The sequence below is a fragment of the Ruegeria sp. CF8 genome (assembly GCF_056537285.1).
Genome location: NZ_JBQFRG010000003.1, coordinates 495709 through 510287, shown reverse-complemented (window position 1 = coordinate 510287; position 14579 = coordinate 495709). Strand labels below are relative to the sequence as shown.

The 14579-nt window shown below is 56.4% G+C and carries 13 protein-coding genes; 5 read left to right on the top strand and 8 right to left on the bottom strand.

Translation table 11 applies throughout. The annotated features are described in order from the left end of the window. The 4 genes from ACR0EV_RS10435 to ACR0EV_RS10420 all read left to right on the top strand — a co-directional run. A partial coding sequence (locus tag ACR0EV_RS10435) for a bifunctional sulfate adenylyltransferase/adenylylsulfate kinase (RefSeq protein WP_480799998.1) occupies positions 1 to 1337 on the top strand: 1337 nt, incomplete at its 5' end. Between the two features lie 11 nt (positions 1338 to 1348). Then, on the top strand, positions 1349 to 2113 hold the full coding sequence (gene cysQ / locus ACR0EV_RS10430; protein ID WP_480799997.1) for a 3'(2'),5'-bisphosphate nucleotidase CysQ: 765 nt from the start codon (positions 1349 to 1351) through the stop codon (positions 2111 to 2113). Then, positions 2110 to 3363: a Coenzyme F420 hydrogenase/dehydrogenase, beta subunit C-terminal domain gene (locus ACR0EV_RS10425; protein WP_480799996.1), complete on the top strand. Its 1254-nt coding sequence runs from the start codon at positions 2110 to 2112 to the stop codon at positions 3361 to 3363. The genes cysQ and ACR0EV_RS10425 overlap by 4 nt, the downstream gene beginning before the upstream one ends. Positions 3364 to 4188: 825 nt before the next feature. Then, entirely contained in the window at positions 4189 to 4629 is a 441-nt protein-coding gene (locus tag ACR0EV_RS10420) for a phosphate-starvation-inducible PsiE family protein (protein ID WP_171668552.1), read from the top strand. A 151-nt stretch (positions 4630 to 4780) separates the two neighbouring features. On the opposite strand, the gene ACR0EV_RS10415 is transcribed toward ACR0EV_RS10420, so the two are convergent. The 4 genes from ACR0EV_RS10415 to ACR0EV_RS10400 form a co-directional block, all read right to left on the bottom strand. Further along, a complete protein-coding gene (locus ACR0EV_RS10415) occupies positions 4781 to 5035 on the bottom strand; it encodes a hypothetical protein (protein WP_171327819.1) in 255 nt (84 codons plus the stop codon). A 106-nt stretch (positions 5036 to 5141) separates the two neighbouring features. Further along, positions 5142 to 5726 (bottom strand): response regulator transcription factor, encoded by a 585-nt coding sequence (locus tag ACR0EV_RS10410; protein ID WP_480799995.1) that lies wholly within the window; start codon positions 5724 to 5726, stop codon positions 5142 to 5144. A 1-nt stretch (position 5727) separates the two neighbouring features. After that, on the bottom strand, positions 5728 to 8025 hold the full coding sequence (locus tag ACR0EV_RS10405; RefSeq protein ID WP_480799994.1) for an ATP-binding protein: 2298 nt from the start codon (positions 8023 to 8025) through the stop codon (positions 5728 to 5730). Beyond that, on the bottom strand, positions 8025 to 8666 hold the full coding sequence (locus ACR0EV_RS10400; protein WP_480799993.1) for a biliverdin-producing heme oxygenase: 642 nt from the start codon (positions 8664 to 8666) through the stop codon (positions 8025 to 8027). The genes ACR0EV_RS10405 and ACR0EV_RS10400 overlap by 1 nt, the downstream gene beginning before the upstream one ends. A 247-nt stretch (positions 8667 to 8913) precedes the next feature. On the opposite strand from ACR0EV_RS10400, the gene ACR0EV_RS10395 reads away from it, so the two are divergent. Beyond that, positions 8914 to 10269 (top strand): PAS domain-containing protein, encoded by a 1356-nt coding sequence (locus ACR0EV_RS10395; RefSeq protein ID WP_480799992.1) that lies wholly within the window; start codon positions 8914 to 8916, stop codon positions 10267 to 10269. Here the strand turns inward: ACR0EV_RS10395 and bchO are convergent. The 4 genes from bchO to crtA are packed head-to-tail and all read right to left on the bottom strand — an operon-like array spanning position 10248 to position 14478. Next, a complete protein-coding gene (gene bchO, locus ACR0EV_RS10390; protein WP_171668547.1) occupies positions 10248 to 11138 on the bottom strand; it encodes an alpha/beta fold hydrolase BchO in 891 nt (296 codons plus the stop codon). The genes ACR0EV_RS10395 and bchO overlap by 22 nt on opposite strands. A gap of 3 nt (positions 11139 to 11141) precedes the next feature. Then, entirely contained in the window at positions 11142 to 12776 is a 1635-nt protein-coding gene (locus ACR0EV_RS10385; RefSeq protein WP_480799991.1) for a magnesium chelatase subunit D, read from the bottom strand. Further along, positions 12773 to 13780 (bottom strand): magnesium chelatase ATPase subunit I, encoded by a 1008-nt coding sequence (gene bchI, locus ACR0EV_RS10380; protein ID WP_171668545.1) that lies wholly within the window; start codon positions 13778 to 13780, stop codon positions 12773 to 12775. Before bchI ends, ACR0EV_RS10385 begins: the two co-directional genes overlap by 4 nt. Continuing rightward, the gene (crtA, locus tag ACR0EV_RS10375; RefSeq protein ID WP_216602826.1) at positions 13777 to 14478 is read right to left on the bottom strand and encodes a spheroidene monooxygenase; all 702 of its coding nucleotides are present in this window, start codon (positions 14476 to 14478) and stop codon (positions 13777 to 13779) included. Before crtA ends, bchI begins: the two co-directional genes overlap by 4 nt. Positions 14479 to 14579 lie beyond the last annotated feature (101 nt).

The following is a 14579-nucleotide window of genomic DNA, read 5'->3' as shown; positions in this document are numbered from 1 at the left end:
AGGTGTTTGGTGCCGATGACGACGCGCACCCGGCTGTGAACTACCTGCATAACGTGGCCGGCAAGGTCTATCTGGGCGGTCCGGTGACGGGCATCCAGCCACCGGTGCATTACGATTTTAAAGCCCGTCGTGACACGCCAAACGAACTGCGCGCCTATTTCCGCAAAGTCGGCTGGCAGAAAGTTGTCGCCTTCCAGACCCGCAACCCGCTGCACCGCGCGCACCAGGAACTGACCTTCCGCGCGGCCAAAGAGGCACAGGCCAACCTTCTCATCCACCCGGTGGTCGGCATGACCAAACCGGGCGATGTGGACCACTTCACACGCGTCCGTTGTTACGAGGCGGTACTGGACAAATATCCCGCGTCCACCACCTCGATGTCGTTGCTGAACCTGGCGATGCGAATGGCTGGCCCGCGCGAGGCCGTCTGGCACGGGTTGATCCGCGCGAACCACGGCTGCACGCATTTTATCGTTGGCCGTGACCACGCTGGCCCGGGTAAGAACAGCCAGGGCGAGGACTTTTACGGGCCGTACGACGCGCAAGATTTGTATCGCGCGCATCAGAGCGAGATCGGCTGTGAAATGGTCGATTTCAAGCACATGGTCTATGTGCAGGAACGCGCCCAGTACGAGCCGAATGACGAGATCAAAGATAAGGACAAGGTGACGATCCTGAACATCAGCGGCACGGAACTGCGGCGCCGTCTTGCCGAGGGTCTGGAGATTCCCGAATGGTTCAGCTTCCCCGAAGTGGTCGCGGAATTGCGCAAAACCAAACCGCCGCGGGCCGAGCAGGGCTTTACCGTGTTCTTCACCGGCTTCTCGGGCTCGGGTAAGTCGACCATCGCCAACGCGTTGATGGTCAAGCTGATGGAGATGGGTGGTCGTCCGGTGACGCTGTTGGACGGGGATCTGGTGCGCAAGAACCTCAGCTCGGAACTGGGTTTCTCGAAAGAGCACCGCGACCTGAACATCCGCCGTATTGGTTATGTGGCCAGTGAGATTACCAAGAACGGCGGTATCGCCATCTGCGCGCCGATCGCCCCTTATGCAACCACCCGTCGGGCTGTGCGTGAGGACATCGAAGCTTTTGGAGCGTTCGTGGAGATCCATGTGGCCACCAGCATCGAGGAATGCGAACGCCGTGACCGCAAGGGCCTGTACAAGCTGGCGCGCGAGGGCAAGATCAAGGAGTTCACCGGCATCTCAGACCCTTATGACGTGCCGGAGAACCCGGAATTACGCATCGAAACTCAGGGCACGGATGTGGACAACTGCGCCCATCAGGTGATCCTGAAGCTGGAGCAGATGGGCCTGATCTCGGGCAGCTGGTGAGAGGACAGGTGATGGATCTGGATGTATTGAAGGCCGCTTTGGTTCCAGTTGCCCGCGAAGCGGGGGCGAAGATCATGGAGGTCTATCAGAAACCCGCCGAGGCTGAATACAAGGGCGATGGCTCTCCGGTCACCGAGGCGGACGCGGCGGCAGAGGCGATCATACTCCCAGCGCTTCACGCCGCCGCCCCGGACATCACCGTGATCTCGGAAGAAAACGCGTCCAGCCATGCGCTGGCCGCCCCCGAGACATTCTTTCTGGTCGATCCGCTGGACGGCACTAAGGAGTTCCTCAAGCGCGACGGCAAGGGTAGCTTCACGGTGAATATCGCGCTGATCGAAAAAGGCCGTCCGGTGTTTGGCGTTGTGTACGCTCCGGCGCTGGATCGTATGTTTGTTGGTATCGTCGGACACAAGGCTGAAGAAACCAGTGGCGGAGTGACGCGTAAAATCAATGTGCGCAACGTGCCGGAAAGCGGAGCCGTTGCAGTGGCCAGCGCCTCGCACCGGGATGCCGATACCGACGCCTGGCTGAGCGATCATGGGATCGACCAGACCACCTCGATCGGATCGTCGCTCAAGTTCTGTCTGGTGGCGGCGGGCGAAGCGGACGTCTATCCCCGTTTCTGGCCGACGATGGAGTGGGATACTGGCGCTGGCCACGCGGTTCTTGCCGCCGCAGGTGGACGTGTCACCAACCCGGACAAAACCGATTTCATGTTCGGCAAAATGAACTACCGCAACGGCCCGTTCGTGGCTTGGGGCGGGCTTGAATGACACACACGGACCCGAACACACGTTTCGACAAGATTCTGAAGGACGGTTTGTGCATAGGCTGCGGTCTGTGCCAATCCGTGCTCGGATCCGAAAAACTGCAAATGGAAAAGGCGCGGGATGGTGAACTGCGCCCCAAGATCCAAGGGGAGCTGTCCAACGCGGATGTCGACCTTGTGTACGACATTTGCCCCGGAACGCGCTGTGAGGCTATTCCACCCGAAGACGAAAAGGCAGCCCCGCACCATGATCTGGTCTGGGGACCATATCACAGCCTGTCGCTTGCTTGGGCGTCTGAGGCCAACACCAGGTATGAAGGCTCAACAGCCGGTGTGTTAACCGCGCTGGCGCAATACCTCCTGCACTCGGGTCGGGTTTCGTTCATCCTGCATGTCAAAGCCTCGGAAGACGAGCCGACCTTTGGTATGGCGACGATTTCCACAACCCTGGAAGAGGTGCTGGGCGGGGCAGGGTCTCGTTATGGACCAACAGCGCCGCTGATCGGACTTGGGGCGGCTTTGGACCGTGAAGAGCCTTTTGCTGTTGTGGCAAAGCCTTGTGATCTGAACGCGATCCGCAATCTCGCGCACAAGGACGCGCGTGTGAACCGGCTGATCAAATACATGATGGCGATGGTCTGCGGCGGTTTCATGCCGGATAAGGCGATGGGCCGGTTTCTGGCTGACAACGGGATTGAGCGTGAGCAGGTGACCGCGCTGCGCTATCGCGGGCGCGGGTGTCCGGGGCCAACGACGATCAAGACCGCAGATGGCGACACGCGGGATTTCCATTATCTCGATTTCTGGGGAGAAGACGAAAGCGCCTGGTCGCTGCCGTTTCGGTGCAAGGTTTGCCCGGATGGTATCGGCGAGGCCGCAGACATTGCCGCCGCTGATACATGGCCCGTTGCCACACCGGATCGCGAAGTTTCAAAAACTGATCCCGGTACCAATTCCGTCATCACCCGAAGCGTTCGGGGTGAAGCGCTGTTGCAGGCTGCTATCGCAGATGGGTTTCTGACCGCTGGGGGGGAGGTCGATATCAACTACATGAACAAAACTCAACCCCATCAGGTCACCAAAAAGCGATCCATGCATGCCCGGTTCAAAGGCATGAAACGCGCCGGTCAACTTGTTCCGGCGACATACGGTTTACGACTTGAAGAGCTTTCCGATCAAAACTCTGCTGCGGAAAACACAAACCAAGAACAAGGGGCATTTGAGCGTGCTCGTAGGTTAAGCGGTACGGAATAGAGAGCTTTGCCCGCACAGTTCCTGTGGGCAAAGGCTTGCTGGTTGACACAAACCAACGCGAAACGCATCAAGAGTTTGGTGTCGACTTCAATTTACGTCTCAGAAGCATGGCCAATCACAAGGCCCGGGACTCAGCGGCTTTCCGTCTGCTGTTCGCGGCTTCTGGATGTGCTACACCCCAAGGACACTCGAATCGAGATCCCTGGACAGTTTGCGGCAACACAGCGAAACCCAAGGAGCTTGTACACAAAGAAGTTCAAAGCTGTGTGGAGCTAGCGCTTTGAAAAATAACGCACAAAAAGCAGCGCGTTTAAGCGTGGCACCCATGATGGATTTGTGCGACTGATCGTAGAGTGTTGTTTTATATTTGTTTTTTAAGGGTGATATTGGCGCGTAGCACATATGTAGCAATCGTCTCTACCTGATGGTGAAGCCATGCTTCACTTGTTTGATGATGCAGCATTCTCGGCTTTGCAGCAAGCGAACGTGCAGAGGAACGCCGAGCCTGACCTTTGTCGGGAACTCTGTGAATGTAGTACCTTGCTGAAACGCTCTGGCTGTTCAGCCGAAGGCCGTTGCCTTTCGCGTCACGGCGGGGTCGGGTTTTTCTTCGGGGATCATGACAAACTCCCGGAGAAATACTTGAGACCGCAAGTCGCGCCCGATTTCAATTCTTATGATTTTCAATAGGAGTTCGCGAGCAGAATCTGGGTCTTCCGTCGACTTTTTGACCTCATCGGACTCCCGTCTCTCTTGGCACGGGAATAGGTCAGGGGAATTCCGGCCCTTGGATGACTTTTAAGCATTCCGAATTACTTCTTCGGTATGCGCAATATTGTTAACCAAGCGTATGGAATTTTTTCGTCAGCAGTGGCCGTTGTCCTGCTACTTGGCACCATGGTTGTTATCCTGCTTGCGACCGGCAGTTTCCTGAGGGAGATCGCAAATGCTGTGACCTCATCAGGTGCGGAGGTGTCATATGAGGACCTACAACAGCTTTTTGCACTACTTCTCGGGGCTATTATTGCGCTGGAGTTGGCGCATTCCGTGCATCTTATGGTAATGGGCAGCAAGGGCTATGAGCAGGTCAGGATCGTGTTGATGATCGGTATTTTGGCCGTAGTCAGAAAACTGATCGTCATGGAAATGGATCAGGTTTCGGGCATTCTGATTTTTGGCTTGGCCGCGGCTGTGTTGGCATTGGGTGGTGCTTTTGCGTTGCTGCTCTGGGTAGATCGGACAACGGCCTTGAAAGAGAAAACCTAAGCTGGTCTGTTTCACAGCAACCATCCGAAATCTACAAAATGAGGTTCAACTCAGAATGAAATCCGGGAGTGGGCAAAAATCACTGCAAAGGCGTCGTACTATCAACGACTGACAATAACTTGGGAACTGCTTCCAAGCATTGGAAGAAAGGTCATTTCTTTATCGAGTTTCTGATTGAGGCGACCAGATCGTGCAACTGAGAAATTTCGCTGAGCAACCCAAGGCGAACGAGCTCGGACAGAGCTTCATTCGTTGATTTAATCCTGTTTGCTTTTCGCCATCCTTCGGCCGCGGCGGCGAGCTCAGCATCCAACTCAATCAGGTAAGTCGTAGCACCTGATGCTCCGTTGGGTGCAGGACCATGCTGCGTGCTGCCGTCAAAAGGCTGACTTGCGTCAGTTGGCACGTTCTTTCCCCTAAGTTGCGGTGAGCATTAGGGTAGGTAGGTTTCGGGTCGCCCGGTAGTTGTGGTGATCCACTACGTAGTAATACGTACAAGTGTAGCCGTCGCTCTATTCCGTCATCCTGATGAGGTCTGCGATTCCGCGTGCCTGCATTTTTTCGCGGATGCGGGATCGGTGAACTTCAACCGTGCGACGGCTAAGCCCGAGTTCACCGGCAATCTCTTTGTTGAGCTTGCCTTCAAGAAGCAACTGCAAAACCTGATGTTCGCGATCCGTCAGTTTCGACAGGCGCTCTTCTACGATTTTCTTTGGCACAGTTGAAATCGGCTTGTTGGCAATACTGGTTTCAGCCGATTTGATTGCCTCAAGAATTTGTTCAACGGGCGGTGGCTTTTCGATAAAGTCAACGGCGCCCAGCCGCATGGCCTGAACAGCGGCAGGTACGTCGCCATGCGCTGTGACTACGATAACTGGGCAGCGCGCATCCGTTTCGCTCAGATGCTTAAGTAGTTCCATCCCGCTCATGCCCGGCAGTCGAAGATCCATAATGAGACAGGAATTTGCATGCCTGTCGAACTGATCAAGAAAAGCTTCAGCTGATGTCAAAGGCTCTGTTTGATATCCGTAGGCTTCGAGGACAGCGCAGAGTGAGTTCAAGACTGCCGTATCGTCTTCTACAACGTAGATCAGCATGTCATTGAGCTTGGTAGACATTTGCTTCCTCATTCAGCGGTAGGTTGAAGACCATAGTCGCACCGGTGGGCGCGGGTTCAACCCAGATTTTTCCGCCATGTGCTTCAAGGATAGAACGGCACAAAGATAAGCCAATACCCATGCCCATTGTTGTCGTTGCGCGTAGTGGCTCGAAAAGAAAGTCCTGTATCTCATCAGGAATCCCGGGCCCGGAATCCCGAACCACGACCTGAACATGGTTTCCCAGCCTCTTGCTTTCTATGGTCAGCCGGTGGTCTTCACGGTTTTCCATGGCCTGAAGACTGTTGCGCACCAGATTGAGGACTACCTGCGATAGTTGAACCGGGTCTCCCACGACCTTAGGCAAACCGTGATCAAGATGGGTGGTCACTTGCAGGTCAGGAAGCTCGCTTGCGACCAATGCCAGATCCAGCCCCTGTTGTATCACTTTGTTGATGTCAATGAGGTCAGTGTTAAGATCACCGCTGGAAATGAAATTTCTGATGCGTTGAACCAATTCGCCTGCGCGCGCTGTCTCGTTGACGGCCATATCAATATGGTTTTGGGCGGGCTCTGGAATTTCGACGCCGGACCGAACCAACTCTTGACGGCACGCGTTTACATAGTTCGATACCGCCGTAAGGGGTTGATTGAGTTCATGTGCGATGGCCGAGGCCAATTCCCCCATCGAACTGGCCCGAGCTGCGTCAAGCAGAGCATGGCGCAACTTGATTTTCTCAGCTTCTGCTTTCTTCTGCGCCTCTAACGCGGCCTGTTCATGTTCCAGACTGTTCAATGCAAAAAGCGCACGCCGTAGGATGCGCAAGGCATCCCGGTCCATGGCGTCAAAAGGTTTGCTTTGTCCGCGTCGCTCCTCGCTCCAAAGCGCGAATGAGCCGCGTGGTGAAAGGCGGGTTGCACCTTTATCTGTTTGTGTTTCAATCTTCTCGGGTTTCCCGGCCCAACTGATCGTCTGGACGTATTCCGAACGCAGGAGAACCAGATAGTCTTTCCCATCTTCCGAAAGTTCCAGAAACGCTGCGCCGGCTGCCTGTTCGATTTGCTCATCATTCAGTTGCGTCATTGAGGACAGATGCGAGGACGTTGCAACACCGTCATTGGAATGTGCGCGTAAAGGTTGAAATTCGATTGGATGCGATGGTACCGAACCGACTGTGGTGACTGTGCGACCCAGAACCAGAACCAAGCCTTGGGCGTCTATCATCTCCATCAAGGCTTCGGCCTGATCTCTGACCAGATCACTCAAAGCAGCTCCGCTTCGCGCGCGCTGTTCGATTTGGAATGCGGTCTTTTCCGCGGTAATGCATTTTTTCAGTTGGTTTGTGTTTTCGATGCTTTGAAGCAGGGCAGAGGTCGTGCTGGCCAGAAGCTCTGCAAATCGCAGTCTGCTGGAGGACACGAGGCGTTTGCCGTAATGATGGCAGGCGACCAGCCCCCAAAGTTCATTGTTTGTCACCAGCGAAATCGAAAGGCTGGCACCAACACCCATATTGTTCAGGTACTCGACATGAACCTGAGCCACTGCGCGCAGTTTCGAGTACGTCAGATCAAGTGGACGAGAAGACGTTTCGCTGGCCACCTCACCTGACCGGGAGACGATCGGGATGCGTGTGCCGTTTATGTCGGGGATGGTGCGAATGACATTCAAAGTAAAATGTCGGCGCGCTGGATCAGGGATATCAGACGCGGGGTAGTGCAGGCCCAGAAAGCTGTCCGGTCGGTTTGTGCTCTCGGCGATGACTTCGCCGTGTTTGTCTTCGGCGAATTTGTAAATCATGACGCGGTCGAAACCGGTCACATCTCGGATCATCTTGGCACTGGCTTCGGCAATCTCGACCAGAACGCCGGGTTTGACGAGTTCGGAAATGATGCCCTGCCGCAGAATTTCGTCTTCCCAAACGGCAGTTGGGCTTGGTTCGGGTTCGACGAACTCCAGAATTATGTGGCCGCGATATCTGTGCGGAAAGCACTCGACGCGAAGCGCATCGCCCGTTTGGCTTTCGATGCTGAAGAACCAAGGCTTGAGGAGTTCCGGGTTGGACGGCTCCAATGGCAATTCAAGCAATCGCCGTGTGTTTTCGTCGCCAATCAGCTCGGAGATATGCCTGCCCAGAATGGCTTCTGCCGCAGCACCGACGAACAGGTACGTGTTCTGGCTGGCGTATTCGATTTCCAGGGTTTCTTCCGATAGGGCAACCAGCGCGCCATGAGGCTGAACAGCCCCGATCAGATGGATCGGTTCGCGGTCGCACGTGCTGAGATCGACGCCATTGGACATCAAACCGCTCCCTGTTTGGGTCTCGGATCCAGTGGCGCAAGCCAGTCGTCCAGCAAACGAAACGTGTCCTTTGCGCCAGACACAAGATCATCAAGCGAACTGGCGGAAAACTGCAGGTGGTCCAGATATTGCAGGGTCATGCGCCACCGGTTTCGGCCTTCGACTCGGCACCAGTCCCAATATTTTCTGCCAAGTGTATTGTCTGTGCTCAGAAGCCTTTCCGCGGCCTTGTTGATGAGCGCCCCGCCCATTGTTGCACCCTCAACGACGTAAAGCACACCACCTACCGTTTTCGGTGTCACAACCTCGGCAATTTCTCTGCAGGTTGGACCGGTCGAAACGTTGTCGTGGTCAACTTCCAGATCGCGGATATCCTGCGCAATCAGGCGCGATCTTTTCTCGTACCAGAAAGGTGGTGTCGAAACGTCATCGTCGGCCAGCGCCGCTAAGACCGCATCATCCAATGGCGCATAAAACCCATGCAAGCGTTTAATTAACGCCTGATATTCAGACCGTTGTAGCGTACCGTCGAGCAGCGCCGCGAAACTGAATTGCGCGTGCAGTTTGTTGTGCAAGACGTCCGTTTCGTTCCGCAATACCGCCCGCAAGGACTGGCCGTCCATTTTTGACAGAGCTTTCAAATGTTTTCCTCCGATCTGCGCAATTGGCAAGTCTACGGACCAAGGCGATGAACGAGACCTCCACAAGCTCGGCAGGATCATTTCGAAACGACCGTGCGCTCATAACTTAGGTCTATCGTGAAAAAAATCTGGTGCAAAATCAATGAGACACTGGGTGAGCGATTTGAAAATCTGGTAGTTCTGCGGTATTGCTTTTTTACACTGGAAAAGGTGAGACGGCGTTGTGAGTAGTCAAGACACGGGTTTGTTGACCCAATTTTCCGAACTTGATGCTGGGACACTGAAGTCTTTGCTGACACACGCGGCGGATGTCCTTCTTTTCGTTAGTGAGGATGGCCTGATCAACGATATCATCGGAGATTCAAAGTTGCTCGACAGCCTTGGGGCCTCCAGTTGGGGAGGACAATACATCAGTGATGCTCTACCCGGCGACGCTTGTGCCCAGTTCCGGGAGTTCCTGTCAGACGCTGCAAATGACCAACTCCGGCGGGAATGTGTGGTTCAGCACGAGACGGGCGACGACCGTACGAAAACGATCGCCTACTCGATCGCGCCTATGGAAGAGGCGCACCCGGGTATCGTATTGGGTAGGGACATCAGCGCGTTTTCGGAATTGCAAAACCGTGTCGTCGAATTGCATCGGATGATGGGAGAAAAGCTCGATGCTCAGAAACGGATCGAGGCTGAATACAGAACCCTGTTCAGCATTGGGTCAGAGCCGTTTTTGATTGTGAACGTGGCCTCCGGGCAGATTATTGACGCCAATCCGGCGGTTGCCAAAACTCTGGGGGAAGAACTGGAATCGCTATCGAACCGGCCAGTTGTTTCCCTGTTTCGAAAATCGGATCACAAAGAGCTGAAAGTGCTCCTTGATGCCGTCGCGCGTACGCAGGCTCCGGCATCGATGCAAGCGCGCTTTTCAAACGGGCAGCCGCTTATTGTGGACGTTTCGCCGAGTTTCGGCGGTACCGAAACGGCCGTTGTGCGGTTGCGCCCGGCAGGGTCTGAGGGTGGGCAGATGGTGACCGAAGACGTTCTCGTCGAATGGGTTCGAGCGGCAGTTGAAGCCATTGTCGTCACTGACGATGCGGGTAAAGTCATTTGGCACAACACGGCGTTTGAGGAACTGGTCCATCTCGCCCCGTCGACTTCCGAGTGGGGTTTAGGTGAGTTCTTTGATCCTGCGGACTTGGATTTCGCTTCCGTCCTGAAAATTCTAAGGGATAACCCCCGCATTCGCTCCCTACCTGCCAGCGTTAGACGGCCCAACGGTCAAACCCTTGAAGTCGAGCTTTCCGGGACTGTAATCCCTGACTCTGATCCTCGCAGGATCGGGTTCGTTTTTCGGAACCTTTCAACCCGGTTGACCAACGATAGCGCAAATTTCGTCGCTGACGCGTCGATTGAGGCGATGCTCAGTCGGATCGGAAAGGCTCCGCTACGCGAATTGGTTCAGGAAGAAACGTCGGGTCTGGAGAAAAACCTGATACTTGCTGCGCTGAAACTGACTGGCAATAACCGAGCCGCGACGGCCAAGGTGTTGGGCCTCAGCAGGCAAGGTCTCTACAGCAAGTTGGACCGTTACGGTCTTGGGTCCGATTGACGGGAGTCTTCAATCGCTGAGCGGACAAGCGAAACGAACAGCTCTGGCGCTTCTTCATGCGCAAGATGCCCAAGATTGGGCAGTTCGGTCAGCGTCGAGTTTGGAAGCGATTTTTGCACCTCAGCAGTACGGTCCGGCGGCACTGCCTGATCATTCAGGCCAACGACGATTTCCATCGGGGTCTGCGATTGGGAAAGGGTTGTTTTGAAGCCCCTCAACGACCATTGCGCCATCATGAACAAAGCCCCCTGAACATGTTTGCGGTCCTTCAACAGCCTTGCATACAGCGACAGTTGCTCGGCAGGGATCGTTGACCCGGTTGAAGCGATCAACCGTTTTGCACGAGACATGGCGTCAGGACCAAGTGTGAAGAGCCACGGTGTCAGCGGGTTCACGGCCAAAGACTTGGCTATGAGCGGGAAGAGCACTCCCGCTAAACCGTCAAAGTCAGTGAAGGCCGGGTTTATCGCCAAAACGGATTGAGGCCGAGTGTCCAGCGTCAGGTGATGTTCACAGAGTTGCAGAGCGATTGCGGCCCCGGCGGAATGGGCAATAACCTTCTGCGGCTGCCACCCTTCCTGTTTGCAAAGAGCGGCGACATCTTCGGTCATCTGGGTCAATCCGCTGCGGTTCGAGGCACCCAGAGTCGTGAAACCATGTCCGGGCAGATCGATTGCAACGACATGATGATCCCGCGAAAGCTCTGTCATCATTGCGTTCCAGCTATGAGTTGAAGCGCCCGCACCATGCAGGAAAAGCAACGTTGGTCCTTTGCCATGTTCTTGTACATGCCAGCGATGTGGTGCGCAGACTACGCGTCGAGACCATGCATTGTGCGGCCAGGTTGGTAAGTCGCGCTGCCAGTCCATCGCTCAGGTGTGAACTGCGGTTTCAATCGCCTGCGTCAGCCCCGCAGTGGTCGCGCGGGGCAGGGCGACATGGTCGGCGCCCATTCGATGTGCGAGACTTTGAAGCGCCTTCTGGGGGCGGATGGCGGTATCCAGAACAACGCTGCGGATTTTAGAGGCGCGCAGCCAATCGGCGGTGTGTTCTGCATCTTCGGTGGCCTTTTGTCGGTTTCTCTGGCCATCCAGCGCCACGTTCGCACGGCCATCTGTTAGCAGGATCACGGTTGGGGTCATGCCCCGCTTATGAGCGCTACCCGCCATTATCCCTGCGCATTGCAGCCCGTCGGCCAATGGCGTCGCGCCACCTCCTGGCAGGGCGGCCAGTCGTCTCTTTGCCAAGACCAAAGACCGATTCGGGGGCAGAAGGACATCAGCCGAGTCATTGCGGAACCCGATCAGGGCCACTTGATCTCGATGGGAATAGGCGCGGGCCAGCAGGTGTTCGACCGCGCCCTTGGCTTCGTTCAAGCGGGCACGTGCGGCTGATCCTGAGGCATCGACAAGGAAGATCAGCAACCGTTCGGTCTGGGTCTCAAACCGTTTCAGGCAGATATCGCTGGGTAGCACGCTGACATGGCCCTCGGCGGCGCGCCGCAGTTTCTGCCAGGGCGCGGCCATGCGCAGCGTGGCGATCAGATCAACCCGGCTGCGTCCGTCCGGCCTGCGGCGACGCGACGCGATGGGCCGTCCGCGTTGTTTAGCAATGCGCGCGTCTCCGGCGCCAGTTCCTGTGGCTCCGGCGCGGCGGGAGCATGCGTGTGGCAGAAGCCCTTCGGGTAAGGCTATCCGCACGGCTTCAACCAGCACGTCCTGATCGGGGTTACTATTTGATGGCGAGGAGGGCGCTGGCTGTTCGGGGGTGAGCGCTTCGGCCTCGGGTTCTGGGGCAGGCAGGCAGGTCGCACGATGCGCCAGAACCAACGTGGCTGCGATTTCGAGGTCTTCGGTTTCCACAAGCATTCGCCCACTCAGCGCTGCATTACATCGAGCGGCTTTCAATGCAAAAGATGGCGCGCGCAGGCTGGGGATGCCCAGCCGTGCAGAAAGATGCACAAGGGTGGAAATATCCGTTGCCTTTGTCTGAACGGCTGGTAGTAGAGCACGCGCGTAATTCAAATCTTCGGTGTCTATGGCAGGCGGATCGCACGCGCGCAAATCAGTCAGATCAATGCGCAAGGCAAGGCGGTCGGCCAAGGCTGGGGCCAGTGTTTCCTCAGGCTCGGCGCCTTCATCGAAGGCAATCAGGCAGGAATGACCTTCATCCAACCTGCGCGCCAGTTTGGCGGCCAGTTGATAATGACAGCGTTCCGCCATGCACAGGTGATAAGCCGCTGGTCGGTGCAAAAGACCTTGGCGATAGATTTGCTGTCCTTTTGCAAGGGTTGCCACGAAATCCATCGAGGCAAATAGCTCGGCATCCGTCAGAGAAGGATGCAGCCGCTGGTGTGGTAAGCCCAGATCAGGCAGTGTCGCCACACAAACATCGCGGGCGGGTCCAGCGCGGGCACGCAACCCAATGCCGCCCAATCCAACCGGGTCGACGGCGAACAGGCGCAGGCTGCGCCACACATGCGCCCATGGATCGGGCGAGGGTGTCATCCCAAGACCTCATCCAATGCTCGGCGGACGCGGGCAACAGATCCGGCCTCGTCCATCGGGTCGCGGCGCAGGCGGTGGGCCAGCGCGATCGGCGCAATACGACGGATGTGCCGACGCGTGACCGAGGCCGCGCCTTCGTAAGCCGCCAATGCACGGCAGGCGCGAACAAGGGTCAGTTCTCCACGCAACCCGTCCGAGCCGAGCGCAATGCACAGTTCCGCGCAGTCGCGTAGTTCGCGCTTGCGGATTTTGATGTCTGGCAGGGTTTCACGCGCAGTTAGTATGGCTTTGCGTACACGGGTGTCCTCGCGGTGCCATTTCTTCAGGAACTTGTCGGGTTGCAACTCAAACGCATCCCTGCGTTGTACCACTTCGACCCTTTGATCGATATCATCAGGTGACCGTACTTCGACCGACAGGCCAAACCGGTCCAGCAATTGCGGACGCAGTTCGCCTTCTTCGGGGTTGCCAGACCCGACCAACACGAACCGAGCCGGATGACGGATCGAAAGCCCCTCGCGCTCGACCACATTTTCTCCGGTTTGGGCCACATCCAAGAGTAGATCGACGAGGTGATCTTCCAGCAGGTTGACCTCATCAATGTAAAGGTATCCCCGGTTCGCTTGTGCCAGCAGCCCAGGTTGAAAGGCCTTCTCGCCATTCACCAAGGCGCGCTCGATGTCCAAAGCGCCGGTCACCCGATCTTCGGTCGCGCCCAAAGGCAAATCGACGACAGGGGTGGGGTAGTCGAGAACCTGCGCATCTTCAGCCACCTCGGCCCAATCCGGGCAAGCGGACTGTGTTGCGGATTGCACCGGGCAGCCCTCAACCGCCGAGATCGGTGGCAGCAAAGCGGCCAACGCGCGGACGGCGGTGGATTTGCCGGTGCCCCTGTCGCCAAAGACAAGGACCCCACCAAGTTTCGGATCAATCGCTGTCAGGATCATGGCGAGCTTCATCTGATCCTGACCTACAATTGCGGAGAATGGAAACGCGTGCGTCATGTGTTGTCCTGACCCTCCTTCAAAACCACCGGGTGCTTCCCTTCCCAGTGGCCGGCTTCGTTTATGACGTCGAACCTTGCGTAAAGCTCTTCGCGGAACCAATTGCCTTCACGCACCGCTTTCACGGCCTCGGAATGCGGGCCGGGGTGACGGGCGAAGGCGGCCATCGATCCGGTATCTGGCCAGATCGAGAACGTAATTTGATTAAGGAACGGTACCTCTCCCAACCCGACCTTCATCAGCACATCCGAGTTCGAGCCGATCATCTGACTGATATCCGGTACCCTGCGCCAGAACCGCATCAGGATCTTCGGCTTCAGCGTCGCGCGGGTGAGTGCTGCCGTAAGCGACCCAGTGGGCGTCGGACTGTCGATATGGAACGGGTTCTGCCCCGACCAAGCGCCGCGGGATGAGATCGGGCGTAGGAACACAGTCCAATGTTCGCAAGCATGGTTTCGATACCATCTGAACGGGCTGGCGGATTTCAGGAGGCTCTGCGCCGTTTTTTCATCTGACCAGACACATAAGACAGCCCAAACGGCGGTATTGGGGCGCGGCGTAAACCCTTCGCCGGTGCCAGAGCCGCAGAGTTTCCAGAATTCCAGCCCGTTGAGTCGCGACAACGGCCAGCGTGCCAAGCCCATCATAGCAAAGGCACCGAGACGGCTGAAAACGCCGTCGAAACGAAACAGGCTCAGGGTTGCGACTTGAATGATCGAACCTCCATAGTGTCAATTTAGATTGACATATTAACGTCAAAACCGGAAGACTTTTGATGGAGTGTGTCAATTTAAGTGAA

Bases quoted from the DNA above. Each gene is read 5' to 3' on its own strand.
- bchO (WP_171668547.1), bottom strand. From the start codon at position 11,138: ATGGACTGGCAGCGCGACTTACCAACCTGGCCGCACAATGCATGGTCT.
- ACR0EV_RS10410 (WP_480799995.1), bottom strand. From the start codon at position 5,726: ATGCTGATCTACGTTGTAGAAGACGATACGGCAGTCTTGAACTCACTC.
- cysQ (WP_480799997.1), top strand. From the start codon at position 1,349: ATGGATCTGGATGTATTGAAGGCCGCTTTGGTTCCAGTTGCCCGCGAA.
- ACR0EV_RS10405 (WP_480799994.1), bottom strand. From the start codon at position 8,025: ATGTCCAATGGCGTCGATCTCAGCACGTGCGACCGCGAACCGATCCAT.
- ACR0EV_RS10420 (WP_171668552.1), top strand. From the start codon at position 4,189: ATGCGCAATATTGTTAACCAAGCGTATGGAATTTTTTCGTCAGCAGTG.
- ACR0EV_RS10385 (WP_480799991.1), bottom strand. From the start codon at position 12,776: ATGACACCCTCGCCCGATCCATGGGCGCATGTGTGGCGCAGCCTGCGC.
- ACR0EV_RS10425 (WP_480799996.1), top strand. From the start codon at position 2,110: ATGACACACACGGACCCGAACACACGTTTCGACAAGATTCTGAAGGAC.
- bchI (WP_171668545.1), bottom strand. From the start codon at position 13,780: ATGACGCACGCGTTTCCATTCTCCGCAATTGTAGGTCAGGATCAGATG.